Here is a 26,582-nt window from a genome sequence, read left to right as displayed (position 1 = left end):
GAGGCGCCTTGTGCCTTTTGGACAACCAGGGAAGTGACGCAACAAGAGAGACCTGCCATGTACCGCGATTTTCAGGCGAACTCCGCCCTTTTTGGCAGCAACGCCCCGTTCGTGGAAGCGCTCTACGAACATTTCCTCGCCGATCCGCTATCGGTCCCGGAAGCGTGGCGTGCCTATTTCGAACAGATCCGCAAAGAGGGTCCCCCAGTCGAAGAGCGCCCCCATTCGCCGATCGTCGCTGCGTTTGAGCAGCTGGGCCGCATGGGCCCCGTGCGCTTTGTCAAGACCGGTAGCGACGAAGGCCAGTATCAGGTAGCGACGCTGCAACTCATCAACGCCCACCGCTTCATGGGGCACCGGATTGCCGACCTCGATCCCCTCAAGCGCTATGAGAAACCTGCGGTTGCCGAGCTGGAGCCCTCGACCTACGGCTTTACCGAGGCGGACCTCAATCGCGAATTCCACGTCGGGTCGTTCCAGGGATTGGGGAAACCGACAGGGACGTTGCGCGAGATCCTCGATGCGCTGCGCCAGACCTACTGCAGCACGATCGGGGTGGAGTACATGTACCTCACCAACACCGCAGAGAAGCGTTGGCTGCAGGCGCGCATGGAGCCGATCCGCAACCGTCCGAAGCTCGACGCCGACCAGAAAAAGCGGATTCTGGAACGTCTGACGGCTGCAGAGACCCTTGAGCGCTATCTCCATACCCGGTATGTGGGGCAGAAGCGCTTCTCCCTCGAAGGGGGTGAGTCGGCCATTGTCGCGCTCGATGAGGCGATCCGCTCTGCGGGCCGCTTGGGGGCGCAGGAGATCGTGATCGGGATGGCGCACCGCGGGCGGTTGAATGTCCTCGTCAATGTCCTCGGCAAGTCGCCCAAGATGCTCTTCGATGAATTCGAAGGGAAGAAGGCTTCCGACCTCTCGTCGGGCGACGTGAAGTACCACATGGGCTTTTCGAGCGACGTCCTGACGCCGGGTGGGCCGGTCCATCTCTCGTTGGCGTTCAACCCGTCCCATCTTGAGATCGTCAATCCCGTCGTTCTGGGGTCGGTCTATGCCCGGCAGGTTCGGCGCAACACCCCGACAGCGAAGGACGAGGTGCTGCCGATCCTGATCCACGGCGACGCTGCCGTTGCCGGGCAGGGGGTGAACCAGGAGGTACTCAACTTTTCGCAAACGCGCGGCTATGGCGTCGGCGGCACCGTCCACATCGTGATCAACAACCAGATCGGCTTTACGACCTCTGACCCGCGCGACCTGCGTTCGACCACCTACTGCACCGACGTCTTCAAGATGGTCGAAGCGCCGATCTTCCACGTCAATGGCGATGACCCCGAGGCGGTGGCGTTCGTCACGCAACTCGCGCTCGAATTCCGCAAGGAGTTCAAGAAAGATGTGGTGATCGACATCGTCTGCTTCCGCAAACTCGGTCACAATGAGCAGGATGAACCGGCGGTGACCCAGCCGCTGATGTACCGCAAGGTGCGGCAGCACCCTGGGACGCGCGCATTGTACGCCGAGCGGTTGGTCCAAGAGGGGGTGATTCCGGCAGAGGAACCCGACGCCTTCATCAGCCGCTACCGCGAAGCGCTCGACCGCGGCGAACTCCTCTACAACCCAGTCGTTGCCAACGTCGTCCGTCGCCACGCCGTCGACTGGACCCCCTTCTTGGGGCAGAGCTACACCGACGAATGCGACACGGCGATTCCCGTGACCGAAGTCGAGCGCCTGGCCGAACGGCTCACCACGATTCCTGAAGGGTTCACCCTCCACCCGCGGGTGCAGAAGATCATCGAAGATCGCAAAGCGATGGGTCGCGGAGAGATGCCGGCGGACTGGGGCTTTGGGGAGAATCTCGCGTACGCCTCGCTTGTTGCCCAGGGGTTTGGTGTCCGGCTCTCGGGCGAAGATGTCGGCCGCGGCACCTTCTTCCATCGCCACGCGGTGTTGCACGATCAGAATCGCGAGCGGTGGGACGCCGGGACCTACATTCCGCTCCAGAATATTCAAGAAGGGCAAGGGCCGTTCTTCGTCTTCGATTCGACGCTTTCGGAAGAAGGGACGCTGGGGTTTGACTACGGCTACTCGCTGACCGAGCCGAACCAGCTCACCATCTGGGAGGCGCAGTTTGGCGACTTCGCCAACGGTGCCCAGGTGGTGATCGACCAGTTCATCGCGTCGGCCGAATCGAAGTGGGGTCGGTTGAGCGGGATCACATTGCTACTCCCCCACGGCTACGAAGGGCAGGGGCCGGAACACTCGTCGGCGCGCATCGAACGCTACCTGCAACTCTCGGCCGAGCTCAACTGGCAGGTCTGCCAGCCGACGACCGCGGCGCAGATCTTCCATCTGCTGCGGCGTCAGATGTTGCGGCGGCTGCGCAAACCCTTGGTGGTCTTTACTCCGAAATCGCTCCTGCGGTTGAAAGAGGCGGCCTCGCCGCGTGAAGCCTTCACCCAGGGGGGGTTCCAGACGGTGATTGGCGAGGTGGAAGCGCTCGACCCCAACCGCGTGAAGCGGGTGCTCTTCTGTTCGGGCAAAGTCTATTACGAACTCGCGGCGTACCGGCGGGAGAAGGGGATCGAGGAGGTTGCGATCGTGCGCCTCGAGCAGTTCTACCCCTTCCCAGCGGAGGCGCTGCGTGCGGCGCTCGCCCCCTTTACCCAGCTCAAAGAGTATGTCTGGGTGCAGGAGGAGCCGCGCAACCAGGGGGCGTGGTACTGGCTCCTTTCCCGCCAGCACCTCGACAACATCCTGGGGAGAGGGAACCGGCTGCTGCTCGTGGCCCGGCCCGCCTCCTCGTCGCCCGCGGTGGGGTATCTTGCCAAACACGTGCAGCAACAAAAAGCACTCATCGAAAACGCCTTTGCGCCGATTGACGCCTAAGAGAGGAGAGTCACCATGTTGATTGAAGTGAAAGTTCCGCAGTTGTCCGAATCGGTTTCGGAAGCCTCCCTGGTAACGTGGCACAAAAAAGAGGGTGAGGCGGTCAAGCGCGACGAGAATCTCGTCGATATCGAAACCGACAAGGTGGTCCTCGAAACGCCGGCCCCCGCCGACGGCGTGCTCGTGCGCATCATCAAACGGGACGGAGAGGCGGTGACCTCTGGTGAGGTGATTGCCGAGATCGATACCGAAGCGCAGGCAGCAGCCACCGCGCAAGCAGAAGTGAAGAGCGAAGCGCTAGCCGCGCCCGCAAGTAGCCCGGCGGCAAGTAGCGCTGCGCCCACACCAGCCGCCGCGGGGGTTGCGAGCCCGGCGGCGCGCAAGATCCTCGAAGAGAAGGGGCTCTCGGCGACGGAGGTGGCCGGTACGGGTCGGGGCGGCCGCGTGACCAAAGAGGATGCTCTGGGTGCTGCACCCAAGGCGGCGGCGCCGAGTGCAGCCACGGTCGTCGCTGCTCCGCCAACCGGAGAACGGCCCGAGCAGCGGGTGCCGATGACCAAGATCCGCAAGCGGATCGCCGAACGGCTGCTGCAATCGAAGCAAGAGACCGCGATGCTCACCACCTTCAACGAGGTGAACATGTTGCCGGTGATGGAGCTGCGGAAAAAGTATGGCGAGCAGTTCGAGAAAGAGTATGGCGTGCGCCTGGGCTTCATGAGCTTCTTCGTCAAGGCGGCGTGTGCGGCGCTCAAGAAGTTTCCGATCCTGAACGCCTCGGTGGACGGCGACGACATCATCTACCACGGCTACATCGACATCGGCATTGCCGTGGGGTCCCCACGTGGCCTTGTGGTGCCGATTCTGCGCGACGCTGACCAGCTCAGTTTCGCGGAGATCGAGCAGAAGATCGCCGACTTCGGCCAGCGGGCAAAAGATGGGCGGCTCTCGGTGGAGGAGCTCACCGGCGGCACCTTCTCGATTTCGAACGGCGGTGTCTTTGGCTCGATGCTCTCCACCCCGATCATCAACCCGCCGCAATCGGCGATTCTCGGCATCCATGCGACCAAAGACCGGCCAGTTGTTGAAAACGGTCAAATCGTGATCCGTCCGATCAACTATCTTGCGCTCTCCTACGACCACCGCATCATCGATGGCCGGGAAGCGGTTCTGGGGTTGCGGACGATCAAAGAGGCGCTCGAAGACCCGGCGCGGCTCCTCCTCAACCTCTAAAAAATCCGGGGCCAACACCAATAAAGGGAGTGAACCATCATGAGTGAAACGCCTCTGTCGTTCGATGTCCTCGTCATCGGGGGTGGCCCGGGCGGCTATGTCGCCGCGATCCGGGCGGCGCAACTGGGCCTCTCTACCGCCTGTTGCGAATCGAACCCCTACGACGACCCCAAAGGGGAGCCGCGCTTGGGCGGAACCTGTTTGAACGTCGGCTGTATTCCGTCGAAAGCGCTTCTCCACACCTCGCATCTCTTTGCCCAGGCGGCGCACGACTTTGCGCTCCAGGGGATCGAGGTCGGGAGTCCCAAGATCGACGTGCCGCGGATGATCGCCCGCAAGGATCAGATCGTTGCGCAACTCACCCAAGGGATCAAAGGGCTTTTCCGCAAAAATCGTGTGACCTTTCTTCCCGGGCACGGCCGCTTGGTTGGCCGTGAGGGGGATCGCTGGCTCGTCGAGGTCAATGGCCAGCAGGTGGCGGCGACCCACGTGATCGTCGCAACCGGTTCTAAAGCGCGCCATCTCCCCAACATTCCCGTCGACAACACCGTGATTCTCGACAACGTCGGCGCGCTCAAACTCCAGGCGGTCCCGCAGCGCTTGGCGATCATCGGCGCGGGGGTGATTGGACTCGAGATGGGGTCGGTCTGGCGGCGGCTCGGTTCTGAGGTGACGGTGCTCGAAGCGGCACCGCAATTCCTCCCTGCGGCCGACCCCGACGTTGCGAAAGAGGCGCAAAAGCTCCTCACCAAGCAGGGCCTTGCCTTCGAGTTGGGGGTAGCGATTGACGGTGCCGAAAGGGTAGGGGATCGGGTGGTCGTCCGCTACCGCACCGCTGAAGGCACGCAGAAGGTGCTGGAGGCCGACCGGTTGATCGTCTCGGTGGGGCGCGTCCCCAACACCGACGGTCTGAACGCCGCCCAGGTGGGGCTGGCGATCGACGACCGGGGGCGGATCGTCGTCGACGACCACTGCCGGACGAACCTGCCCAACGTTTGGGCTGTGGGCGACGTCGTTCGGGGTCCGATGCTCGCGCACAAGGCGATGGAAGAAGGGGTGATGGTCGCTGAGCGGATCGCCGGCCAGGCTGGCCACGTCAATTACGACGCGATTCCGTGGGTGATCTACACCGAACCGGAGATCGCCTGGGTCGGCAAGAGCGAAAACGAACTCAAGGCCGCGGGGGTGGACTACCGGGTCGGGAAGGTTCCATTCCTCGCCAATGGCCGGGCGCTCGGGATGGATGCCGGTTATGGCTTTGTCAAGATCGTGGCTGACGCGAAGAGCGACCGGATCCTGGGCGTTCACATCATCGGGCCGAATGCGTCGGAGCTGATCGCCGAAGCGGTGGTCGCGATCGAATTCGGCGCAGCGGCCGAAGACCTCGCCCGCATCTGCCACGCCCACCCGACCCTTTCCGAGGTGGTGCATGAAGCGGCGCTTGCCGTCGACAAACGGCCGCTCCACTTCTGAATGAACGCGCCGTTTCCTGCTCCGACCGCCGTACCCCAGAGCGGCGGCGAGGTGCTCGCTGCGTATGAAAGGGCGCTGGCCGCACGCGGTTACGAGGCCGATTCCTCTCAGCGCGCGGCGGTGGTGCGGCTGCAGCACCTCGCTGACGCCCTCGCCGCGTCCGCGGTAACGCCCTCTGCCCCCTCTTCCCCCAAGGAGGATGGAGGGGAAGGGGGAGGCCGGTGGCGGCGGCTGGTCGGCAGACTCCTCGCCACGCCACCGCGAAGCGACCGCGCTGCCTCAGCGGGTGCGACTTCCCGCCGCGCGGTGCGGAGCCTCTATCTTTGGGGGGGCGTGGGCCGGGGGAAGAGTTTCCTGATGGATCTCTTCTTTGCGTCTGTCCCCTTCCCGGCGAAGCGCCGGGTCCATTTTCACGCCTTCATGCAGGAGACCCACGAGCGGCTCAAGCGCTTCAAGAAGCAGCCCGACCCTCTGCGGCTCGTCGCGGCGGAGATCCGCGCTGAAGCGCAGCTCCTCTGCTTCGATGAATTTCACGTGAGCGACATCGCCGACGCGATGATCCTCGGCCGGCTGCTTGATGCGCTCTGGGCCGAAGGGGTGGTGCTGGTGATGACCAGCAACTACCATCCTGACGGTCTCTACCCCAACGGCTTGATGCGGGTCAATTTCCTCCCCACCATCGAGCGGATCAAAGCGATGTGCGACGTCGTCGAGGTCGACGGCGGAACCGACTACCGTCTGCGGACGCTCAGCCACGTCGACCGTTACCTCACCCCAATGAGTCCGGAGAGTGACCGGAAGCTGGCCGAAGATTTTCAGGCGCTTACCGGTACGTCTCCCCAACCGGGGGAGATGACGCTCTTTGACCGGCCGGTTCCCTACCGCGGCGCGGCGGCGGGGGTGATCTGGTTTGACTTTGCTGCCCTCTGCGCCGGCCCCCGCGGTCAGGCCGACTATTTGACGATCGCAAACCAGTACCACACCGTGATCCTCTCCAACGTCCCGGCAATGACCCCCGCGCAAGCTGAAGCGGCACGGCGGTTCACCTGGCTCATCGACATTCTCTACGACCATCGGGTGAAGCTCCTGATCTCTGCGGCAGCCGAGCCTTACGACCTCTACCCCGAAGGGCCGAATGCCCATGAGTTTGCGCGGACCGTCTCGCGACTCCTGGAGATGCGCAGTAGCGCCTACCTCGCCGCTGCGCACCGCTCCGATTGACCGCTTGCGTTCTCCCGCCTCTCTGGCACAATGGCACGGTTGGGCGTAGAGGTACGTCGGTGATGGCGGAGACGCACCAGGAAGCGAACGATTGCGATTCTCCTTTGCAGGTGGAGGTGCGTTCGCTCTTTGCGGCGAATGGGCGCCTCGCGCAAAAGATTCCTGCCTTCGTTCCGCGTACGGGGCAACAAGAGATGGCCGTTGCCGTCGCCGCGGCGATCGAGTCGCGTTCGATTCTCCTTGCCGAAGCGGGGACGGGCACCGGCAAGACCTTTGCCTATCTGGCCCCGGCGCTCCATTCGGGCGTGCGCACCCTGATCTCCACCGGCACCCGGAACCTGCAGGATCAACTCTTCCATCGCGATCTGCCGCGTCTGCGCAGCGCCTTGGGGGTGCCGATTCAGAGCGCGCTCCTCAAAGGGCGGAGCAACTACGTCTGCTGGTTTCATCTCGAGCGCAACCTCAGCGACGGCCGCTTCCTCGATCGCGACGTGCCGACGATGCTGCGCGCGATCCGGCGCTTTGCCGCGACGAGCCCAAGCGGTGACCGGAGTAGTTGCGCTGAAGTGCCGGAAAATGGGCTCGCTTGGGCCTACGCAACATCGACGCGTGACAACTGCCTGGGGAGCAACTGTCCGTACTACGCCGACTGCTTCGTCTTTCGCGCGCGCCGCGAAGCCGCCGAAGCGGAGCTGATCGTCGTCAACCACCACCTCTTCTTCTCCGATCAACAGCTCAAAGAGGAGGGGGTCGCGGGACTGTTGCCGCAATGCGATCTGGTGGTCTTCGACGAAGCGCACCAACTGCCCGAGCTGCTTCCCCACTACTACAGCGACGCGGTGAGTAGCTGGGAGGCGTTGCGCCTCGCGCAGGATGCGCGGCGGGAGCTTCTGATCACTGCGCGCGACTTTCCCGACGGTCAGGTGGCTGTCGACGCCTTCGAGAAGGCGACGCGCGACGCGCGCCTGACTCTTCCGCTCGATCTCCCGCTTCGCAGTGCGCTCGCGGCATCGGCGCAACACGGGGTGCTCCTTGCCGCGGTCGACCGCTGGGTTGCCGCGACCCAAAAGCTCGCCGACGCGCTCGCGGCGGTTGCCGAACGCGATGAGCTCCTCCACCAACTCGCGGAGCGGGCAAAGCGCTTCACTGAGACGTTGACGAGCTGGCGGCGCGCGGCCGAGGCGGGAGACTCCGCGAACGAGGTGGTCTGGTTTGAGACGAGCGACGAGCGTCTCACCCTCTACCGTACCCCGCTCACGGCGGCCGACGCGTTGCGTGCGTTGATCGCTTCGACCCCTGCCGCGTGGGTCTTTACCTCCGCGACGCTGACCGTCGCGGGGGCTTTCGACGCTTTCCTCCGCGAGGTCGGGCTTGCCCCGAACAAAGAGAAACCGCTTGTCTGCCAGCGGTGGGCGAGTCCCTTCGACTATCGCGAGCAGGCGTTGCTGTTGGTCCCCGAGGAGATGCCGGAGCCATCCGATGCGCGCCACCGCTCGGCTGTCGCCCAGGTGGCAAGGCGCCTCGCGACCGCTGCGGCGGGACGGACGATGGTGCTCGCGACGTCGCTTGCGGCGATGCGCGCCATCGCCCAGGAACTCGCCGAACAGGGGGGATGTGACGGACACCCCTTTGTGGTGCTGACCCAAGGGGACGCGCCGAAGGAGGCGCTCCTGGAACAGTTTGCCGCCACCCCGCGCGCGATATTGGTCGCGAGCCACAGTTTTTGGGAGGGGGTCGATATCGTCGGCGAGGCGCTCTCGGTCGTCGTGATCGACCGCCTGCCGTTTGCGCCCCCCGATGAGCCGGTTCTGGCTGCGCGCCTCGACCGGGTGAAGCGTCAAGGGGGGGACCCCTTTTTGACCGTGCAGTTGCCGCGCGCGGCGATGCTGCTCCAGCAAGGCGCTGGGCGGCTTATTCGGAGCGAAGAGGATCGCGGCGTCCTCTGCATCTGTGACGTGCGCCTCGCAACCCGCGGTTACGGGCGGCTCCTCTGGTCAAGCCTCCCTCCGTTTCGCCGCACCCGTTCGGTAGCAGTCGCCGAATCGTTTCTCCACTCCCTCTTTTTGCGTTATCCTAACCCCCTTACTGCTTCTTGAGGGGAAAGGATGCGCGTCATCGGCATTGCCGGGTGGTCTGGCGCCGGCAAAACGACCTTGATCGAACGAATGATCCCCGTGTGGCGGGCGCGCGGGTTGACGGTAGCGACGATCAAACACGCCCACCACGGGTTCGACCTCGATACGCCCGGGAAGGACTCGTGGCGCCACCGTGAGGCCGGGGCGAGCAAGGTGTTGATGCTCTCGGACGCCCGCTGGGTGTTGCTCGCGGAGCTGCGTGGCGAACCGGAACCGACGTTTGCCGAGCAGCTCGCGCTCCTCGCGCCCTGCGACCTCGTCGTCGTCGAGGGGTTCAAGCGCGCACCGATCCCCAAAATCGAAGTCTATCGTCCCGAAGTAGGCAAACCGCCGATCTGGCCGAATGAGCCGATGGTTGCTGCTGTCGCGGTTCCAGGTGGGGAGGGGGCTCGAGCGCATCTTCCCACACCGCTCTCTTTGCCGCTCCTTGACCTCGATTCGCCGCAAGCCGTTGCCGAAGCGGCGATGACGCTCGCTGCCCCTGCCGAACTTTTTCTCTCAGAGGAGAAACCATGAGTGAGTTACTCCCGTTTGAGGTTGCGCGCGATCAGCTCCTCGCTGCCGTTCGGCCCGTTGCCGAATGGGAAGAGGTGGCGCTCGCCGCTGCGCGCAACCGCGTCCTGGCCGAGCCGATTCTCTCCCCGATCGCCATTCCGGAGCGCGATACCGCAGCGATGGACGGGTACGCGGTGCGGGCCGCAGAGGTTGCGACCGCTGGCGTGACGCTGCCGGTGTCGCAGCGGATCCCTGCGGGCTCGGTTGGCGTGCCGCTCGAGCCCGGCACAGCCGCCCGGATCTTCACCGGTGCGCCCCTTCCCGCGGGCGCCGACGCGGTGGTGATGCAGGAGCTGACTGAAGCCCACGGCGATCGCGTCACCTTTCTCCAACCGGCCAAAAGGGGTGACGCGGTGCGGCGCGCAGGGAGCGAAGTGGCCAAAGGGGCAGTGGTTCTGCCGGCAGGTGTGCGCTTGCGGCCGCAAGAGATCGCGATGGCGGCGAGCGTCGGCTATGCCCACCTTCCGGTGCGGCGGCGGGTGCGGGTGGCGCTCCTCGCCACAGGGAGCGAACTGGTAAACCCGGGGGAACCGCTCCCGCCCGGTGGCGTCTACAACTCCAACCGCTATCAACTCTTGGCGCTTTTGGAAGCGCTCGGGTGCCTCGTCACCGACCTCGGGGCGATTCCCGATACGCTGGAAGCGACCTGCAGTGCGCTCGAGCGTGCCGCGGAGTCGGCGGATCTCATCCTCTCGACCGGGGGTGTTTCGGTGGGGGAGGAGGACCACGTCAAACCGGCGGTCGAGCGGCTCGGGGGGCTTGCCCTCTGGCGCCTGCGGATCAAGCCGGGGAAGCCACTCGCCTTTGGCCGCGTTGGCGCCGCCCACTTCGTTGGACTTCCGGGTAACCCGGTGTCGAGCTTCGTCACCTTTCTCCTCCTCGTCCGCCCGCTGCTTCTCCGTCTCATGGGGGTCGAGGAGGTCTTGCCGAAGGTGATCGAACGCCCTGCGGCGTTCGATTGGCCGCGCCCCGACAAGCGGCGCGAATTCCTCCGCGCGCGGCTCAATAGCGCCGGGGCGGTCGAGATCTACCCCGACCAGGGTTCGGCGACGATCGCGTCACTCGTCTGGGCCGACGGGCTCGTCGAAGTGCCGGAGAGTACGCCGATTGCGCGGGGCGAGCAGGTGCGCTACTGGCCGATGAGCGAATTGTTGGGGTAAGGAGAGAGCGATGGCGTTGACGATCAAATACTTTGCCCGCCTGCGCGACACGTTGGGGGTGGGGAGCGAGACGCTGCCGTGGAGCGAGGAGCTCCGCACGGTTGAAGATGTGCGGCGCACCCTCTCGGCGCGGGGGGAGCCGTGGGCCGAGACGCTCGCCCGCGCCGACATCCACTGCGCGCGCAACTTGCAGATCGCCGCGTGGAACGATCCAATCGCCGACGGCGACGAGATCGCCTTCTTCCCCCCAGTGACCGGAGGGTGAGCGATGAATACGCCGACCCGCGTGACGATTCGCGTCCAGCAGGAGCCGTTCGACCCGGGGGTTGAGACCGAGCGGCTCCACCACGCCGACCCCACCGTGGGTGCGGTCGCGACCTTTCTCGGGCTCGTCCGTGCCCACCCCGAAGACGACGGCGCGGTCACCGCAATGACCCTCGAACACTACCCGGGGATGACCGAAAAGGCGCTCGCGGCGATCGTCGAAGAGGCGTGCGCGCGTTGGCCGCTAACGGCCGTCACGGTGATCCACCGCGTTGGCCCGCTCACCGTGGGTGACCGCATCGTTTTTGTCGGCTGCGCGAGCAGCCACCGCGCAAGCGCCTTTGCCGCGTGCGAATTTCTCATGGACTACTTGAAGACCCGCGCTCCCTTCTGGAAAAAGGAGACGACCGCGAGCGGCGCCACCCGATGGGTCGATGCCCGCGCGTCAGACGACGAGCGGGCTGCACGATGGGTTGAGTCGCCCTAACTCTTTTTTTGTGGTGCGGCGAGACCGGCGATTCGCTGCCACATCTCGGTGGTCATGCGGCTCGCCTCCTCCAGCGCTTGGAGGGTTTTCGCGGGATCGCCCCACGGGGTACTCCCCGCGGTGGGCCACGGGAAAGCAGCGGGCGCGGTGGACCCTTCTTCCCCTTGTTGCGGCCACCCTCGCCACAGCGTGGTGCCCTTTTCGAGCGCGTCGATGACGAACTGGTTCATTTCGGCTTGGCTTTTCACCATTAGCTGTGCCGCTTCGTTCATCGCATTCATCACCTGTTGGGCGAACTGTTGCGCCAGCTCCTGTTGCAGCTGCCGCTGCTGATTGGGATCTGGTGTTTCGGCCAGCGCTTGTGATCCTTGCACACTCTGTTCAAAGAGGGTGCGGGCGAGCTGATATTGCAATGCGACCAACCGCTCCGCATTGGCGAGCGCGTTTTGGGTGAGCTTCATCCATTCGCCCATCAACGCCACCAAGGGTTCTTGTTGCGCCGGGGTTCCCTTCTTGCTCATCGTCTGCCCTCCTCCTTCCAGTTGATCCTCCATTCCAGTATAGTGCGGCGAGAGCGCCAATACAAATTCCTCTTGAAATCGGTTGAATCGCTCCCCATACTGAATGACAACTCACTAAGTTACCGAAAGGAACCAACCCATGCGTTTCGACAAACTGACCACCAAATTCCAGCAAGCGCTCCAGGAGGCGCAAAGCATTGCCGTCGGGCACGACAACCAGTTCATCGAGCCGCAGCATCTGCTGCTTGCGTTGATCGACCAAGAGGATGGCTCGACGCGCTCGCTCTTGCAGCGCGCCGGGGTCAATGTCGCGGGGTTGAGAGGCGCGCTGCAGAAAGCGATTGCCAACCTGCCGCAGGTGACCGGCACCGGCGGCGAAGTGCAGGTGGGACGGGAGCTCGCCAATCTCCTCAACCTCACCGACCGCGAAGCGCAGAAGTGGGGGGACCCCTTCATCGCGAGCGAGATGTTTCTTTTGGCGCTCACCGAGGATAAAGGGGAGACGGGCCGTATCGCGAAGGAGCATGGGCTCACCCGCAAAGCGCTCGAGGAGGCGATTCGCCAGGTGCGGGGCGGCCAGAAGGTCGACAACCCCGACGCCGAGGCGCAGCGCGAGGCGCTCAGCAAATACACCATCGACCTCACCGAGCGGGCGCGGCAAGGGAAGCTCGACCCGGTGATCGGCCGCGACGACGAGATCCGCCGCACGATTCAGATCCTGCAACGGCGCACGAAGAACAACCCGGTGCTGATCGGCGAACCGGGGGTCGGAAAGACCGCGATCGTCGAGGGGTTGGCGCAGCGGATCGTCAACGGCGAAGTGCCCGAGACGCTCCGCGACAAGCGGGTCTTGGCGCTCGATATGGCGGCGCTCATTGCCGGCGCGAAATACCGCGGCGAGTTCGAAGAGCGGCTCAAAGCGGTCCTTAAGGAGATCGCGCAGGATGGCCGTGTCATCCTCTTCATCGACGAGATCCACACCATGGTCGGTGCGGGGAAAGCCGAAGGGGCGATGGATGCCGGCAACATGCTCAAACCTGCATTGGCGCGCGGCGAGCTCCACTGCATCGGGGCGACGACGCTCGACGAGTACCGGAAATACATCGAGAAAGATGCGGCGCTCGAACGCCGTTTTCAGAAGGTGATGGTCGAAGAGCCGACGGTGGAGCAGACGATCGCGATTCTGCGGGGACTTCAAGAGAAGTACGAGATCCACCACGGGGTCGAGATCACCGACCCGGCGATCGTTGCGGCGGCCGAGCTTTCGCACCGCTACATCACCGACCGCTTCTTGCCCGACAAGGCGATCGACCTCATCGACGAGGCGGCAGCGCGGATCAAGATGGAGATCGACTCGAAGCCCGAGGCGATGGATCGCCTGGAGCGGCGGATCATCCAGCTCAAGATCGAGCGCGAAGCGGTGCGCAAAGAGAAGGACGAGGCGAGCCAGAAGCGGCTGAAGCTCATCGAAGAGGAGCTCGAGAAGCTGCAGCGCGAGTACAGCGAACTCGAGGAGATCTGGAAGGCCGAAAAGGCGCGGATCGAAGGGACGAAGCACATCAAAGAGCGGATCGATCAGCTGCGGGCGCAGATCGCCGAGCTGCAGCGCAAAGGGCAGTGGGATAAGGTCGCCGAGCTCCAGTATGGCGAATTGCCGAAACTCGAAGCGCAACTGCGGCAAGCGGAAGAGGCGGAAAAGAGCGGCGCGCCCTTCAAACTCCTGCGCACGCAAGTCGGGGCGGAAGAGATCGCCGAAGTGGTTTCGCGCATGACCGGTATCCCGGTCTCGAAGATGATGCAGAGCGAACGCGAAAAACTCCTCAAAATGGAGGCGTATCTGCATCGTCGGGTCGTCGGTCAGGACGAAGCGGTGCGGCTCGTCTCCGACGCGATCCGCCGCTCGCGCGCCGGGTTGGGCGACGAAAACCGTCCCTATGGTTCGTTTCTCTTCCTGGGGCCGACCGGTGTCGGGAAGACCGAGCTGTGCAAGGCGCTTGCGGAATTCCTCTTCGATTCGGAGGATCATCTGATCCGGATCGACATGAGCGAATTCATGGAGAAACACTCCGTGGCGCGGCTCATCGGCGCGCCGCCGGGGTACGTCGGTTACGAAGAAGGGGGGTACCTCACCGAGCAGGTGCGGCGCAAACCCTACAGCGTGATCCTGTTCGACGAGGTCGAAAAGGCGCACCCCGACGTCTTCAACGTCCTTCTGCAGGTACTTGACGACGGTCGGATGACCGACGGGCAGGGGCGGACCGTCGACTTCAAGAACACGGTGATCGTGATGACCTCGAACCTCGGGAGTCAGCGGATTCAGCAGCTGGCCGACGAGGGGGACTATCAGGTGATGAAGCTCGCGGTGATGGCGGAGGTGAAGAACTTCTTCCGGCCCGAGTTCATCAACCGGATCGACGAGGTGGTGGTCTTCCATCCGCTCAAGGACGAGCAGATCGCCGGTATTGCGCGGATTCAGCTCGAGCGGTTGGAAAAACGGCTGGCGCGTCACGACATGGCGCTCAAGGTCACCGATGCGGCGCTCATGGAGATCGCCAAGGTCGGGTACGACCCGGTCTATGGCGCGCGGCCGCTCAAGCGGGCGATCCAGGAGCACATCGAGAATCCGCTCGCCAAAGCGATCCTCGAAGGGCGCTTCGGTCCGAAGGATACGATCCGGGTCGACGTGCGCAACGGTCAGTTTGTCTTCGAGAAAGCGTAATTGACCGCTCGATTCGCATTGATTGCGAAGCGCAGCCACCCGCTCACCTGGCAAAAGGTGCGCGGGTGGCTCGCGCTGCTGCTGAGCTTATTCCTTTTTCCGCTCCCCGTGGGGGCGGTGAGCGTGGTGGACGATACCGGGGTAGAGGTGACGCTCACCCAGCCCGCGCGGCGGATTGTGAGCCTTGCGCCGCACCTCACCGAAAACCTCTATGCCGCAGGCGTCGGTGACCGGGTGGTGGCGACCGTCGACTACAGCGACTATCCCCCCGAGGCGGCGCGGCTCCCCCGCGTCGGCGGCTACTCGCGGCTTGACCTTGAGGCGATCGTCGCCTACCAGCCTGACCTGGTCGTTGTCTGGGCAAGCGGCAACCCGCGCGATCTCGTCACCCGGTTGGCTGCGCTCGGCATTCCGGTCTACCGCTCCCAGCCCGCTCGCCTGGAGGATATTCCCCGGACGTTGCGCAACCTCGCAGAGCTTGCCGGCGACCCTGCTGCGGGCGAGGCGGCTGCTGAGGCTTTTACCCAACGCATGGCGCTCCTCGCGTCGCGCTATAGTCACCGGCCGCCGGTCCGCGTCTTCTACCAGATTTGGGATCGGCCGTTGCGCACCGTCGGCGGGCAGCAGATCCTCTCCGACGTGATGCGCCTCTGTGGCGGGACGAACGTCTTCGGCCACTTGGAGCTCCTTGCACCGACCGTTTCCGTTGAAGCGGTGCTCGCTGCCAATCCCGAGGTGATCGTCGCGAGCGGCATGGGGGAGGAGCGCCCCGACTGGCTCGACGCCTGGCGCGCGTGGCCGATGCTCACCGCAGTTCGCGCCGAAAACCTCGTCTTTATCCCGCCGGCGCTCCTGCAGCGTCCGACGCCGCGGCTCCTCGACGGCGCCGAACGGCTCTGCGAAGCGCTGGAGGAGGCGCGCCGCAAACGGGGGGATCAACCGGCTGCACCCGCCGGCACGAAGTAGCGACGGGGGCTTGTGCCGCACGCAACGAGCGGAAGCCCATAGAGCGCGCTCAGCCGCTCGGCAGTCAGCAGCGCCGCAGCCGTGCCCACCTCGACACCCCCTTGACCATCCATGAGGACCACCCCCGTCGCATAGCGCGCCGCCCAGTTGGGGTCGTGGAGCGCGGTGACGATCGCCGCCCCTTCGCGGCGCCGCGCCTCAAGCCGTTCGAAGATCGCCAGCTGGTGGCGCAGGTCGAGGTGGTTGGTCGGCTCGTCGAGGAGATAGAGGTGCGGTTGTTGGGTGAAGAGCGCGGCGATCGCGACCCGCTGCCGTTCGCCCCCCGAGAGGGTGACTACGAGCCGCTCCTCGAACCCAACAAGGTCGGTTTCGGCGAGCGCTGCGCGGGCAATCGCCCAGTCGCGCGCTCCTTCCCACCCCCAGCGCCCGACGTGGGGGTGGCGCCCGATGAGCGCCGCCTCCCAGACCGTCGCATCGTCGGGGAGCAGCGGATTTTGCCCCAACCAGCCGCGCCACTTCGCAAGTTCCCGCGCAGGCCACGCCGAGAGAGGCCGCCCCGCGAGCACGACGCTGCCAGAAGCAGCAGGGGTGAGCCCGGCAAGTGTCGCGAGGAGTGTCGATTTGCCGACACCGTTCGGGCCCAGAACCGCCCACCACGACCCCGCAGTGACCTGCCAGGAGAGGTCGCGGCAGAGGATATTGCCGCCGACGGCGAGGGTGAGTTGCTCGCACGCGACCAGCACCTCGCTCATCGCGCTCCTCCGTAACCGCGCGCGTGGGTCAGCAGCCAGAGGAAGAAGGGGACCCCAAGGAGCGCGGTGACCACGCCGACCGGCAACTGGAGCGGCGCCCAGAGCGAGCGGGCAGCAGTGTCGGCGACCAGCAAGAGGAGCCCTCCGGCCAAGGGGGTGGTCGGCAGCAGCCAGCGCAGGTCAGACCCGAGGAGCATCCGCATCGCGTGCGGGACGATCAGCCCGACAAACCCGACCGAGCCGACGAGCGTCACTGCGGTTGCGGTCAGGAGCGAAGCGACCCCATAGAGCCCCCAACCGATGAGCACAACCGGAACGCCCAGGCTGCGCGCCTTCTCCGGGCCGTAGGCAAGGAGATTGAGGTCACGCCCCCAGGGGAGGAGCAGCGCCACCGCAGTGAGGAGCACGGCAAAGGGCCAGGGGGAGAGCGTCGCGTGCGCCGCGTCACCCATCAACCAAAAGAGCATCGAGTGGAGACGCTGTTCGGGCGCCAAAGTGAGCATCAACGCGACGATCGCACCACCGCCAGAGGCGACGATCACGCCGGTGAGGATGAGCCGCGTCGCAGACCAGGGACCAGAGCCGTGCGCCAGCGCAAAGACGAGCGCCATCGCGGTGACCGCGCCGGCAAAAGCAGCCCCCGTCACCGTGACCGCTGCGGCGCCAAAGAGCAGCGCCGCGAGCGCCCCCACGGCAGCGCCACTCGAAACCCCCAAGAGGTATGGGTCGGCGAGGGGATTGCGCAGCAGCGTCTGCATGAGGAGCCCGGCAAGCGCCAAGAGCGCTCCGGCGCTCCACGCGGCGAGCGCCCGCTCGAGCCTCAGCCCCCACACCACCGCGTGCGCGGGGTGGTCGCTCCGCACAAGCGCCGCGGGAAGCTCGGGCAGTGCCACCGGATAGGAGCCGGTGGCGAGCGCCGCGGCAAGGCCGCCGCCCGTGAGCACGACCAGAGCGAGGAGCACCACCAGACGGCGGCCGGAAACGCGCACCGATCGGCTCAATCGCGATAGCGCAACCCGACGAAGAGGGTTTGTCCCGGTTGCCGGTAGGTGGCGGCGGTCTCATACCTCTGGTCGAAGAGGTTCGCGAGTTGCGCTTCCAACCGCCACCCTTTGGTCAGCGCGTAGTGCCACCAGAGGTCGGTGCGGCCAAAACCGTCGAGTCGGGTGGTGTTGCGGACATCGTCCCACCGCGGGCGTTGCGCATTGACGTCGACCCCCGCTTGCCAGCGACCGGCGTCGTACGCCACCTGTCCGGACAAAGCGGCTGGTGCGCGACGGGGGAGGCGTCTGCCCGTCGCCTCGTCGGTGGCGTCGAGCCAGTCGGCCGCGAGCCTCACCCGCCACGCGCCGATGTGACTGCCGAGCGCTCCTTCCACCCCTTTGAGTCGCGCCCGGTTGACGTTCACCGGGGGCCAACCCGCGATCAGGTTTTTGACCCGGGCGTCAAAGAGGGTGAGCTCGGCGTGGGTGCGGTCACGCTGCCAACGGATGCCCGCCTCTTTCTCATAAGCGGTCTCCGGTTTGAGGTCGGGGTTGCCGACGCCAAACCCCGTGTCGGGCCAGTAGAGCTGGTTGAAGGTTGGCGCGTTGAAGGCGCTACTCACCGCCACCCGCGCTTGCCACTCCGGCGCGATCTGGTAGCGGTAACCCGCCTGGCCGGTCGTTTTGCCGCCAAACTGGCTGTTGTCGTCATAGCGCGCGGTCAATTGCCAGCCGTGGCGGCCGACTTCTCCTTGCCAGCCGAGGAGATAGCCACGCACCACCCGCCGCGTTCGGGTGTAGGCGGTGGTGGCGTCAACCTCCGTGCCAGTGAGGTCGAACGCGGCAAGGAGTGTGCCGAGCGGCAGGGCGACCTCATTTTGCCACTGGAGCTGCCGCTGGTCGGTGGCATAGCGGCTTCGGCTCGTCGCGCTGGCAAGGGAGATCAACGCGTCGCGGGTGGCGCCAAGGCGAACAGTGGTGAGCCACTCGTCGGTCACCGGCGCGCGGAGGTAGAGTTGCCCACTGGTCAAATCCTTATGGAGCATCGGATTGAAACTGCCAGCCCCCCAGGTGTCGTACTCGTTGCGGCCGCGCGTCGCCCACGTCTGAACGCCCACCTCACCCCCTGCGGGGAGGGCCCAAGCGAGATGGGCGGAGGCAAAGCGGTTCCACCAACCGTCGCGGTCGTCCTGGTGACCGAAGTTCTTGGCGGTGGTGGCGTCGAACCCTCCCGTTCCTTCGCCGCCAACATCCAAGGTGTAACGAAACCCCCCGTCGGAGCCGGAAATGCCGGTGGTTCCGCGAAAGGTTTGGTTGCTGCCGTAGCCGAGCGCCGCACGGCGGTGGAATCCTTCTTCCCCGCGCCGGGTGAAGATCTGCACTACCCCGCCGATCGTCTCAGACCCGTAAAGGGCGCTTGCTGGACCGCGGACGATTTCGATCCGATCGATGAGTTCGAGCGGAATCGCCTCGAGCGTCGGGGTCCCTAAGGTTGCCGAGCCGATGCGCATCCCGTCGACAAGGAGAAGGGTGTGGCGCGATTCGGCCCCCCGGAGAAAAAGAAACGCCGATGACCCTGCGCCGCCATTTTGCGCGATGCGCACGCCCGGTGTCTGGGCAAGGAGCTCGACCAGGGTGGCGGCGCCGCTCGCTTCGATCTCGTCGCGGGTCAGCACCGTGACGGCGGCGAGACTCTGGTCGGTGCGCGTCGCGATCCGGCTCGCTGTTACTGTGATCTCGGCAAGCGTCGGATCACTTGCGGGTAGCGTTTCGCCCCATGCGGGCAGGGGGGTCAAAGAGGTGAGAAAAGGGAGCGCGCAAGCGACTGCTTGCGATACGCGCAAATGGATGGACATGGCGAGAACTCCAATCACCGGCCATTCCCCCGTGGCCGAGAACCGAAACTCCTTCGCGGCCGGTCTCCGGGCTTGGAAGCAAACCGAACGCCGCCTTCCCGAACAGCCCACCCGCAAGGCGAGCAGCGCTGTCAGTGGCGTTGTGGCGTCGGTAGAATCTTCCCTACCGTTGCGGGGGCAGCAGCGGCTTTGCGCAGCATATGCGCACACCGCTTTCCCGTTTCACCGCAACCGCACGAACGGCAGTTGCGGCACCGCGAAGCATGGAAGGCGAAATTATAACTTCCCGAGCGACTCGCGTCTAGCAGCGGCCGAGGTCGAGGTCGACCGCTTTCGCCGCTTTTGCGCCGCTCGCGATCGCCGAAACGACGTTGGGAAAGTCGCGGTTGGCGGCGTCTCCTGCAGCGTAGAGGCGCGGGAGCGTTGTTCGCCCCCACGCGTCGGTCAGCAGATACCCCTCCGCGTCGCGGTGGAGCGCTTCCGCCGCATCGCCGAGCGCGGCGACGATTCCCTCAATGTTCGGGGTGTAACCAAGCAACAGGTGGAGCCGGTCGATCTGGGCTTCGTCAATTGCGTGATCGCCGTGGTGCCACGTCGCGACGAGCGCGCCCCCTTCCCGGCGAAGGGCGCGGAGGCGGGCGTGCGGGTAGAGCCGGAGACGGTCAGGGTAGTGGGCAACCGCTTCCCGGAGGTGGCGCTGGGCGCGCGGCGCTGAGCGGCACAGGAGAATCGTTCGCCCCCCCGCTTCGAGCACCATCTTGGCGTTCTCAAAGCCGTTGTCGCCACAGCCGACAATGAGGACCGTTTTGTCGCGGCAGGCGTCGAGGTGACAGAAGGCGTAGGGCCCAAAGGCGATCTCGTCGGGCGCCAACGTCTCGATTCCGGCAACATCGACGAAGCTCTCCAGCCCGCGAAAGCGCAAGCCCGTTGCGAGAATCACTGCGGCGGCAGCCAGCGGTTCGGGGGTTTCAGCAAAGTGGAGCCGCCACCCTTGCGGGGTGGCGATAAGGCGCGTGACGTGGTGGTTGCAGAGGAGCGGAATCTGCCGCTGCGCAATGTGGGCGACGAACTGCGCGCTCATCGCGGTGCCAGTGAGTCCCGGTAGCCCCAACACCCATTCGTTGGGGAGAAAGTTGTAGCGCAGTGTCCCGCCCGGCTCGTCGGCCGCTTCAATCACCACCGGGGCGTAGCCCAGCAGCTGCGCCCAGAGGGCGGCGGAAAGCCCCGCCGGACCGGAGCCGATCACCGCAACGGTCAGAGAATCTGACATGCTTCGTCGAAGGTGAGTCTGGGGCTGCGAGGAAAGAGTTTGCTCGGGTCGCCGACGCCGAGGTTAACCAGAAAGAGCGAACGGATCGTCGTCCCGGCGAAGAAGAGCTCGTCGGCCCGCGCCTTGTTGAAGCCTGCCATCGGCCCGCAGTCGAGTCCGAGCGCTCGGGCGGCAAGAATCAGGTAGGCGCCTTGGAGGGCCGCGTCGCGAAAAGCGGTCTCCCGAGCAAGCGCTTCGTTGCCGACAAACCACGACCGCGCGTCGGTGTGGGGGAAGAGTTTCGGCAGCTGCTCGTAGAAGGCGAGGTCGTAGCCGATGAGGACGGTGACCGGCGCGGCCATCGTCTTCGCGACGTTGCCGGGGTCGAGCGTCTCCTTCAGTTTCGCTTTCGCTTCGGGCGATTTGATGAAGCGAAAGCGCGCCGGGCAGCCGTTTGCAGACGTGGGGCCCCATTTGAGGAGCTCATAGAGGGCGTGGAGCGTCTCGTCGGGGATCGGGTCGGGAAGAAAGCCGTTGTGGGAACGCGCTTCGGTAAAGAGCTGCGCGAGCGCTTCATTGGGAAGGGTCGGTTTCATCGCAATCTCCGGAGTACACCCTCTCCAATGATACGCGAAATGGGCCGCGAAGCTAGGGGTCGAGGAGCACCAGGTTGTCGCGATGGATCAACTCGGGTTCTTCGAGGTAACCTAAGAGCGCCTCGATCCGCTGGCTCGGTTGCCCGGCGATCAGCCGGGTTTCGTGGGCGGGGTAGTTGATGAGCCCCCGCGCCACCTCCCGTCCGTCGGGGGCGCGGCACGAGACGACCGAACCGCGAGGGAACTCCCCCTCGCAGCGGGTTACCCCAACCGGAAGGAGGCTCTTCCCGGCACGCAACGCCGCGACTGCACCGGCGTCAAGCCAGAGGGTCCCGGCGGTTTTGAGATGGTCGGCAAGCCACTGTTTGCGCGCCGCCAGGGGGGTTGCGCGCGCTTTGAGCCACGTGCCGAGCGCCTCGCCTGCGGCAAGGCGAAGCAGCACGTCGGGGGCACGTCCCGAGGCGATCACCGTATGGGCGCCACTTCGGCTTGCGCGCTGCGCTGCGCGTACCTTGGTGATCATTCCCCCTTTGCTGATGCCGCTCCCTGCCCCTCCGGCCATGGTGACGAGTTGCGGATCGTCCGCATCCGCCTCAGGAACGAGCGTCGCGTCGGGCGCTTTGCGCGGATCGGCGGTGTAGAGCCCCGCCTGGTCGGTGAGGATGAAGAGGGCGTCGGCCTCGATCGCGTTCGCAACGAGCGCCCCCAAAGTGTCGTTGTCGCCGAATTTGATCTCGTCGGTGACGATCGTGTCGTTTTCGTTGATCACCGGCACGATCCCGAGGTCGAGGAGGGTGGTGAGGGTGCTGCGGGCGTTGAGGTAGCGGGTGCGGTCGGCAAGGTCCTCATGAGTGAGGAGAATCTGCGCGGTGTGGCGCTGGTAGGGGCGAAAGGCCTGCTCCCACGCTTCGACGAGCGCCGCCTGTCCGACCGCGGCGGCGGCTTGCAGGAGGTTGAGCGACGAGGGGCGCTTGCTCCAGCCGAGCCGCTGCAGGCCACAGGCGATCGCACCTGAGGAGACGACCGAGACGGTGACGCCGCGGGCAAGGAGCGCGGCGATCTGCCGCGCCCAATCGGCAAGGCGCGCCGTGTCGAGCCCTTGTCCGTTGTTGGTGACTAAGGCACTCCCGACCTTGACGACGAGGCGGCGGCTGGCCGCAATCGGCGCACGGTGCGGTTGCGGCGCGGGATTACTCGGCTCGGGGAGGTTCGTGCGGGTCATCGCAGCGTGGGGTTTCGATGATTTCGTCCGGTTGTTCGGTGGTCACCTGGGCGTGTTGCGCGATCGCCGCAGCTTTCGCAGCGTCGACCGCTTCTTGCACCGCATAGACGAGTGCTCGGCACCCTTCGCCGGTTGCAGCGCTGATCGCGAACCACCGCTCCACCGCCCCAAAGCGCGCGAGAAATGCCTGATAGCGGTCGGCGCGCTCCTCTTCGGGGATCAAATCGATCTTGTTGAAGACGAGCCACCGCGGTTTGCGGTAGAGCGCTTCGTCGTAGCGGCGCAGCTCCTCGACGATCGCCTGGGCGTCGCGCACCGGGTCGGCTTCCGGGTCGAGCGGCGCGAGGTCGACGAGGTGGAGGAGTAGTGCTGTGCGCTGCAGGTGGCGGAGAAACCGGTGACCTAAGCCAGCCCCTTCGCTCGCCCCTTCGATGAGCCCCGGAATGTCGGCGACAACAAAACTGCGGTCGACGTCGGTCCGCACCACCCCGAGATTGGGGTAGAGGGTGGTAAACGGGTAGTCGGCCACTTTCGGGCGTGCGGCAGAGATCTGGCGAATGAGGGTCGACTTGCCGGCGTTGGGGAGCCCGAGGAGCCCGACGTCGGCAATCACCCGCAATTCGAGCTCAAGAATCTTGTGCTCCCCCGGTTCCCCCCGGGTGAACTGGCGCGGCGCGCGGTTGGTGCTCGATTTGAAGTGGAGGTTCCCGAGCCCCCCGCGACCGCCGCGCGCAATGAGCGCACGTTCTCCTGGAACAGCCAAGTCGGCGATCAGCTCGCCCGTTTCGGCGTCGCGCACGACCGTTCCCACCGGGACGCGGATGATGAGATCTTCACCTGCGGCGCCGTACTGGTCGCGTCCTCGTCCCGGTTCGCCGTTTGGCGCGCGAAAGATCCGCGTGTAGCGAAAGTCGATAAGGGTGTTGAGGTTGGGGTCGGCTTCAAAGTAGATGCTGCCCCCGCGGCCGCCATCGCCGCCGCTCGGACCCCCTTTGGGAATGAACTTTTCCCGCCGAAAGGCAGCGCATCCGTCGCCGCCTTTCCCTGCGATCACTTCGATACGCGCTTCGTCAAAAAACTTCATGATTCACTCTTTTGGGGGCGACGAAGCGCGCCCATTCCGTCACGCTTGCGGCTGAGCCAACGGACGGATGTTCACATAGCGGCGCTGCTTCGGTCCTTTGACGACGAACTCGACCACCCCGTCGGTGAGGGCGAAGAGGGTGTAATCTTTGCCGCAACCGACGTTTTCACCGGGATGGAACTGGGTGCCGCGCTGCCGCACGATGATGTTGCCGGCGCGAACCTTCTCGCCGCCGAAGCGCTTGACCCCCAGCCGTTTCGACTCGGAGTCACGACCGTTGCGGGAACTCCCGCCAGCTTTTTTGTGTGCCATTCTTCAGCTCCTTGCCAAGACCGAATCACCCTTCGATGGCGTCGATGCGGATTTCGGTGTAGTTTTGCCGATGCCCTTGGCGCTTCATGTAGTGTTTGCGCCGCCGCATCTTGAAGATGCGCACTTTGGGGTGGCGTCCGTGTGCGATCACCGTGGCTTTGACAACGGTACCGTCGACCAACGGGGTACCCACTTTGACGGTTTCGCCACTTCCGACCATCAGCACGTCGGTGAGCGCGAGCTCTGTGCCCACTTCTGCCGGTATCTGTTCTACTTTGATCTTTTCGCCGACGGAAACACGGTACTGTTTGCCGCCGGTTTTTATGACCGCATACATGGCGCTGCTCCAGTTGTCGATGCTGTGAAATGAAAGAACCTGCAATTCTATTTTTTTTGCGTCGTGCCGTCAATGGGTTGGGGCTCTCTTCGGGAGGCAGCGGCGTATTGCGCGCAGCAGTACCCCCCTTCAGGACCCCCGACGGGGCCCAGTTCGATCACCCAATCGGCGTGGCGGAGAAAATCGGGGTCGTGCGCAGCGGCGATCAGCGTATGCCCTGCGTCGCGCAGCGCAAAGAGGGCGACGAGGAGTTTTTCGATATCGGCAAAATGGAGCCCACTCGTCGGCTCATCGAGAAGAAAGAGGGTGGGGTGGGCGGCGGGTTTCGCGAGCTCACGCGCGAGCTTCAGCCGCTGTGCTTCCCCCCCTGAGAGGGTCGGCGCGGGTTGGCCGAGCGGGAGGTAGTCGAGCCCGAGCTCACCGAGCACCGCGAGCGTGCGGCGGAGGAGAGGGTGGGCGTCAAAGATTTTTTGCGCCTCAGCCACTGAAAGCGCAAGCGCGTCGCCGATCGAGAGCCCACGGTAGCGGATTTCGAGCGTCTCACGGTTGTAGCGCGCTCCGCGGCACGCCGGACACGGTTCGATCACCGGCGGAAGAAACTGCATCTCGATCCGCCGCCACCCCTCTCCTTGGCAGACTTCGCACCGGCCGCCGCGCACATTGTACGAAAAACGCGCGGCCGTGTAGCCGCGGGCGCGCGCCTCGGGCGTTTGGGCAAAGAGTTCGCGCAGCGCCGCCATGATCCCCGTGTAGGTGGCGGGCGTCGACCGGGCATTCGCGCCGATCGGATTCTGGTCGACCACCACCACTCGCCGCCAAGGGAGCGCGCTAGGGTGCTCCTCGCTGTCTTGGCGCTTCTCCGTGATCGCCGGCTGTTCGCTGCACTGCCCCAACGCGAACTCTCCCCAAGCCGGGTCAGCAGCTCCCTTAGGCGCAAGCGTTGATTCGACGAGCGGCAAGAGGGCGTCAAAGAGGAGCGACGACTTCCCAGCGCCCGATGGCCCCGTCACCGCGATCAAAGCGCCGACCGGATAGGCGACCGGATCCCCCTTGAGGTTATGGACGCGGGCGTTGCGATGCCAGACGGTGGGCGCGTCAGAAGGAAGCGAGCGGATGTGGTTGCTGAGGTCGAGCGGTTGCCGGAGGTAGCGGCCAGTAAGGGTTTCGCTGGCAACGAGTCCCGCGAAGTCGCCTTGGTAGAGGATGGCACCGCCGTGGACACCCGCGCCAGGACCGATTTCGATCAGATGGTCGGCAGCACGCATGAGCGCGGCGTTGTGTTCGACCACCACCACGGTGTTGCCGAGATCGCGCAGTCGCAAGAGCGCTGCGACTACCCGTTCGACTTCGCTCGCGTGGAGCCCTTGGGTCGGCTCGTCGAGGACGTAGAGCACCCCCGAGAGGGCGTTTGCGAGTTGCGTCGCGAGGCGCACCCGCTGCCGTTCGCCCGCCGAGAGGGTCGGTGCCCGCCGCGCCAACGTCAAGTAACCGAGGCCGAGCGCGACCATCTGCTCGACCCGCTCGCACGCCAGTTGCAGGATCGGCTGCGCGACCGGGTCGTCGCGCCGCTCGTCACGCCAGCGGTGAAGCGTTGTAAGGAGCGCGGTGAGCGGCTGCGCCTCGAGCTCCGGGAGGGTCACGCCGGCAAAGCGCACCGACCGCGCCACCGCATTGAGTCCGCTGCCGGCGCACTCGGGGCAGGGGAGGTGCGCTTCGGGGGCAACGGTCCCCAAGCCGTTGCAGCGGGGACAGGCGCCACTCGGGTGGTTGATCGAAAGGTGCCGCGGTTCCAGCTCCGGCGCGGTAAAACCGCAAAGCGGGCAGCGCGGGTGGGTGTCGAAGCGGGTGGTCTCGTTGCGCTCGAGGTCGATGGCAACGACCGTCCCGTGGCTCAGGGTCAAGGCGTGCTCAAGGCTATCGGTCAAGCGCGCCGCCTGCTCGGGCCGGAGAATCAGCCGGTCGATGATGAGCGCCGCCCCGTCGGGGATTGGGCCGAAGAGGCGCTCGAGCTCGACCGTTGCCCCTTCAAGCCAGACGCGTGTGTAGCCGGCAGCGCGCAACGCTTCGGCGGTCACGAGGTGGGGCGGGAGCGCGGCATAGGGGACCGCTAGCGCGAGCCGCTTGCCACTCGAGCGGGCTAAAAGCGCATCACGAATCGCGGTGAGCGAATCGCCGGCGAGCGGCTGGGCGGGATGGTTGGGGCAGTGGGGAGTGCCCAGGCGGGCGTAGAGAAGGCGCAGCGCGTCGAGCACTTCGCTCATTGTCCCCACCGTCGACCGCGGCGAGGCGTGCAGCGTCTGCTGGGTGAGCGCAATCGCTGGCCGCAAGCCGGTGATCCAATCGACGTCGGGGCGGGGAAGGGAGTCGAGCCACTGACGCGCGGAAAGCGAGAGCGCGTCGAGGTAGCGGCGCTGCCCTTCGGCAAAGAGGGTGTCGAACGCGAGCGACGATTTCCCCGACCCCGAGACACCGGTGATCACCGTGAGCGCGTCGTCGGGGATCTCGAGTGAGACACTCTTCAGATTGTGGGTTCGGGCACCGCGAATGACGATCATCAAAGTGGCCTAAAGA

At 65.3% G+C, this 26,582-nt stretch carries 22 protein-coding genes and 1 riboswitch; of the genes, 11 read left to right on the top strand and 11 right to left on the bottom strand.

Translation table 11 applies throughout. The features are described from left to right. The first annotated feature begins 57 nt into the window (after positions 1 to 57). From ACYQ6T_RS03370 to moaE, 9 genes are all read left to right on the top strand, one after another. Positions 58 to 2,889 (top strand): 2-oxoglutarate dehydrogenase E1 component, encoded by a 2,832-nt coding sequence (locus ACYQ6T_RS03370; protein WP_459827611.1) that lies wholly within the window; start codon positions 58 to 60, stop codon positions 2,887 to 2,889. Between the two features lie 15 nt (positions 2,890 to 2,904). Then, on the top strand, positions 2,905 to 4,119 hold the full coding sequence (gene odhB / locus ACYQ6T_RS03365) for a 2-oxoglutarate dehydrogenase complex dihydrolipoyllysine-residue succinyltransferase (protein ID WP_459827608.1): 1,215 nt from the start codon (positions 2,905 to 2,907) through the stop codon (positions 4,117 to 4,119). A 39-nt stretch (positions 4,120 to 4,158) separates the two neighbouring features. After that, positions 4,159 to 5,592 (top strand): dihydrolipoyl dehydrogenase, encoded by a 1,434-nt coding sequence (gene lpdA / locus ACYQ6T_RS03360; RefSeq protein WP_459827605.1) that lies wholly within the window; start codon positions 4,159 to 4,161, stop codon positions 5,590 to 5,592. Beyond that, positions 5,593 to 6,813, top strand: coding sequence for a cell division protein ZapE (gene zapE / locus ACYQ6T_RS03355; RefSeq protein ID WP_459827603.1), 1,221 nt, complete (start codon positions 5,593 to 5,595; stop codon positions 6,811 to 6,813). Positions 6,814 to 6,875: 62 nt separating this feature from the next. Next, positions 6,876 to 8,909: a DNA repair helicase YoaA gene (yoaA, locus tag ACYQ6T_RS03350; RefSeq protein ID WP_459827600.1), complete on the top strand. Its 2,034-nt coding sequence runs from the start codon at positions 6,876 to 6,878 to the stop codon at positions 8,907 to 8,909. A gap of 9 nt (positions 8,910 to 8,918) precedes the next feature. Continuing rightward, complete coding sequence (gene mobB, locus ACYQ6T_RS03345) at positions 8,919 to 9,464, top strand: molybdopterin-guanine dinucleotide biosynthesis protein B (protein ID WP_459827597.1); 546 nt, start codon at positions 8,919 to 8,921, stop codon at positions 9,462 to 9,464. Beyond that, the gene (locus tag ACYQ6T_RS03340; RefSeq protein ID WP_459827594.1) at positions 9,461 to 10,663 is read left to right on the top strand and encodes a molybdopterin molybdotransferase MoeA; all 1,203 of its coding nucleotides are present in this window, start codon (positions 9,461 to 9,463) and stop codon (positions 10,661 to 10,663) included. The genes mobB and ACYQ6T_RS03340 overlap by 4 nt, the downstream gene beginning before the upstream one ends. Positions 10,664 to 10,673: 10 nt before the next feature. Next, positions 10,674 to 10,928 (top strand): MoaD/ThiS family protein, encoded by a 255-nt coding sequence (locus tag ACYQ6T_RS03335; RefSeq protein WP_459827592.1) that lies wholly within the window; start codon positions 10,674 to 10,676, stop codon positions 10,926 to 10,928. Positions 10,929 to 10,931: 3 nt separating this feature from the next. Next, positions 10,932 to 11,414: a molybdopterin synthase catalytic subunit MoaE gene (gene moaE, locus ACYQ6T_RS03330; RefSeq protein ID WP_459827589.1), complete on the top strand. Its 483-nt coding sequence runs from the start codon at positions 10,932 to 10,934 to the stop codon at positions 11,412 to 11,414. Here moaE and ACYQ6T_RS03325 read toward each other — a convergent pair. Beyond that, positions 11,411 to 11,935, bottom strand: a complete 525-nt coding sequence (locus tag ACYQ6T_RS03325) for a phasin family protein (protein WP_459827586.1) — start codon at positions 11,933 to 11,935, stop codon at positions 11,411 to 11,413. The genes moaE and ACYQ6T_RS03325 overlap by 4 nt on opposite strands. A 139-nt stretch (positions 11,936 to 12,074) precedes the next feature. Here ACYQ6T_RS03325 and clpB point away from each other — a divergent pair, with 139 nt between their 5' ends. Continuing rightward, entirely contained in the window at positions 12,075 to 14,654 is a 2,580-nt protein-coding gene (gene clpB / locus ACYQ6T_RS03320; RefSeq protein WP_459827583.1) for an ATP-dependent chaperone ClpB, read from the top strand. Between the two features lie 57 nt (positions 14,655 to 14,711). Next, positions 14,712 to 15,620 carry a cobalamin-binding protein gene (locus tag ACYQ6T_RS03315; RefSeq protein ID WP_459827764.1) on the top strand — a complete coding sequence of 303 codons (909 nt, stop codon included), beginning with the start codon at positions 14,712 to 14,714 and terminating at the stop codon, positions 15,618 to 15,620. Here the strand turns inward: ACYQ6T_RS03315 and ACYQ6T_RS03310 are convergent. From ACYQ6T_RS03310 to ACYQ6T_RS03265, 10 genes are all read right to left on the bottom strand, one after another. After that, the gene (locus ACYQ6T_RS03310; protein ID WP_459827580.1) at positions 15,590 to 16,372 is read right to left on the bottom strand and encodes an ABC transporter ATP-binding protein; all 783 of its coding nucleotides are present in this window, start codon (positions 16,370 to 16,372) and stop codon (positions 15,590 to 15,592) included. The genes ACYQ6T_RS03315 and ACYQ6T_RS03310 overlap by 31 nt on opposite strands. After that, complete coding sequence (locus ACYQ6T_RS03305) at positions 16,369 to 17,361, bottom strand: FecCD family ABC transporter permease (protein ID WP_459827577.1); 993 nt, start codon at positions 17,359 to 17,361, stop codon at positions 16,369 to 16,371. Before ACYQ6T_RS03305 ends, ACYQ6T_RS03310 begins: the two co-directional genes overlap by 4 nt. Positions 17,362 to 17,369: 8 nt before the next feature. Beyond that, positions 17,370 to 19,211 (bottom strand): TonB-dependent receptor domain-containing protein, encoded by a 1,842-nt coding sequence (locus ACYQ6T_RS03300; protein WP_459827575.1) that lies wholly within the window; start codon positions 19,209 to 19,211, stop codon positions 17,370 to 17,372. A gap of 40 nt (positions 19,212 to 19,251) precedes the next feature. Beyond that, positions 19,252 to 19,485, bottom strand: a riboswitch (cobalamin riboswitch). A 27-nt stretch (positions 19,486 to 19,512) separates the two neighbouring features. Continuing rightward, the gene (locus ACYQ6T_RS03295; RefSeq protein ID WP_459827572.1) at positions 19,513 to 20,481 is read right to left on the bottom strand and encodes an NAD(P)/FAD-dependent oxidoreductase; all 969 of its coding nucleotides are present in this window, start codon (positions 20,479 to 20,481) and stop codon (positions 19,513 to 19,515) included. Next, complete coding sequence (locus ACYQ6T_RS03290; RefSeq protein ID WP_459827569.1) at positions 20,466 to 21,056, bottom strand: malonic semialdehyde reductase; 591 nt, start codon at positions 21,054 to 21,056, stop codon at positions 20,466 to 20,468. The genes ACYQ6T_RS03295 and ACYQ6T_RS03290 overlap by 16 nt, the downstream gene beginning before the upstream one ends. Positions 21,057 to 21,108: 52 nt before the next feature. Further along, entirely contained in the window at positions 21,109 to 22,278 is a 1,170-nt protein-coding gene (gene proB, locus ACYQ6T_RS03285; RefSeq protein WP_459827567.1) for a glutamate 5-kinase, read from the bottom strand. Then, positions 22,247 to 23,362 (bottom strand): GTPase ObgE, encoded by a 1,116-nt coding sequence (obgE, locus tag ACYQ6T_RS03280; RefSeq protein ID WP_459827564.1) that lies wholly within the window; start codon positions 23,360 to 23,362, stop codon positions 22,247 to 22,249. The genes proB and obgE overlap by 32 nt, the downstream gene beginning before the upstream one ends. Before the next feature lie 39 nt (positions 23,363 to 23,401). Further along, entirely contained in the window at positions 23,402 to 23,674 is a 273-nt protein-coding gene (rpmA, locus tag ACYQ6T_RS03275) for a 50S ribosomal protein L27 (RefSeq protein ID WP_459827561.1), read from the bottom strand. Between the two features lie 25 nt (positions 23,675 to 23,699). After that, positions 23,700 to 24,011, bottom strand: a complete 312-nt coding sequence (gene rplU, locus ACYQ6T_RS03270; RefSeq protein WP_459827558.1) for a 50S ribosomal protein L21 — start codon at positions 24,009 to 24,011, stop codon at positions 23,700 to 23,702. Between the two features lie 47 nt (positions 24,012 to 24,058). After that, the gene (locus ACYQ6T_RS03265) at positions 24,059 to 26,566 is read right to left on the bottom strand and encodes an excinuclease ABC subunit UvrA (protein ID WP_459827556.1); all 2,508 of its coding nucleotides are present in this window, start codon (positions 26,564 to 26,566) and stop codon (positions 24,059 to 24,061) included. Between the last annotated feature and the right edge of the window lie 16 nt (positions 26,567 to 26,582).

This window comes from Hydrogenophilus islandicus (assembly GCF_054657095.1).
The sequence above is the reverse complement of the archived record's forward strand: the minus strand, read 5'-3'. Positions and strand labels throughout refer to the sequence as shown.

What these genes read in the sequence shown, in the direction of transcription:
- ACYQ6T_RS03370 (WP_459827611.1), top strand. Translation starts at nt 58, where the DNA reads ATGTACCGCGATTTTCAGGCGAACTCCGCCCTTTTTGGCAGCAACGCC.
- odhB (WP_459827608.1), top strand. Translation starts at nt 2,905, where the DNA reads ATGTTGATTGAAGTGAAAGTTCCGCAGTTGTCCGAATCGGTTTCGGAA.
- ACYQ6T_RS03300 (WP_459827575.1), bottom strand. Translation starts at nt 19,211, where the DNA reads ATGTCCATCCATTTGCGCGTATCGCAAGCAGTCGCTTGCGCGCTCCCT.
- ACYQ6T_RS03290 (WP_459827569.1), bottom strand. Translation starts at nt 21,056, where the DNA reads ATGAAACCGACCCTTCCCAATGAAGCGCTCGCGCAGCTCTTTACCGAA.
- ACYQ6T_RS03310 (WP_459827580.1), bottom strand. Translation starts at nt 16,372, where the DNA reads ATGAGCGAGGTGCTGGTCGCGTGCGAGCAACTCACCCTCGCCGTCGGC.
- moaE (WP_459827589.1), top strand. Translation starts at nt 10,932, where the DNA reads ATGAATACGCCGACCCGCGTGACGATTCGCGTCCAGCAGGAGCCGTTC.
- lpdA (WP_459827605.1), top strand. Translation starts at nt 4,159, where the DNA reads ATGAGTGAAACGCCTCTGTCGTTCGATGTCCTCGTCATCGGGGGTGGC.
- rpmA (WP_459827561.1), bottom strand. Translation starts at nt 23,674, where the DNA reads ATGGCACACAAAAAAGCTGGCGGGAGTTCCCGCAACGGTCGTGACTCC.
- ACYQ6T_RS03325 (WP_459827586.1), bottom strand. Translation starts at nt 11,935, where the DNA reads ATGAGCAAGAAGGGAACCCCGGCGCAACAAGAACCCTTGGTGGCGTTG.
- ACYQ6T_RS03340 (WP_459827594.1), top strand. Translation starts at nt 9,461, where the DNA reads ATGAGTGAGTTACTCCCGTTTGAGGTTGCGCGCGATCAGCTCCTCGCT.
- ACYQ6T_RS03335 (WP_459827592.1), top strand. Translation starts at nt 10,674, where the DNA reads ATGGCGTTGACGATCAAATACTTTGCCCGCCTGCGCGACACGTTGGGG.
- obgE (WP_459827564.1), bottom strand. Translation starts at nt 23,362, where the DNA reads ATGAAGTTTTTTGACGAAGCGCGTATCGAAGTGATCGCAGGGAAAGGC.
- ACYQ6T_RS03265 (WP_459827556.1), bottom strand. Translation starts at nt 26,566, where the DNA reads ATGATCGTCATTCGCGGTGCCCGAACCCACAATCTGAAGAGTGTCTCA.
- clpB (WP_459827583.1), top strand. Translation starts at nt 12,075, where the DNA reads ATGCGTTTCGACAAACTGACCACCAAATTCCAGCAAGCGCTCCAGGAG.
- zapE (WP_459827603.1), top strand. Translation starts at nt 5,593, where the DNA reads ATGAACGCGCCGTTTCCTGCTCCGACCGCCGTACCCCAGAGCGGCGGC.
- ACYQ6T_RS03295 (WP_459827572.1), bottom strand. Translation starts at nt 20,481, where the DNA reads ATGTCAGATTCTCTGACCGTTGCGGTGATCGGCTCCGGTCCGGCGGGG.
- proB (WP_459827567.1), bottom strand. Translation starts at nt 22,278, where the DNA reads ATGACCCGCACGAACCTCCCCGAGCCGAGTAATCCCGCGCCGCAACCG.
- rplU (WP_459827558.1), bottom strand. Translation starts at nt 24,011, where the DNA reads ATGTATGCGGTCATAAAAACCGGCGGCAAACAGTACCGTGTTTCCGTC.
- mobB (WP_459827597.1), top strand. Translation starts at nt 8,919, where the DNA reads ATGCGCGTCATCGGCATTGCCGGGTGGTCTGGCGCCGGCAAAACGACC.
- yoaA (WP_459827600.1), top strand. Translation starts at nt 6,876, where the DNA reads ATGGCGGAGACGCACCAGGAAGCGAACGATTGCGATTCTCCTTTGCAG.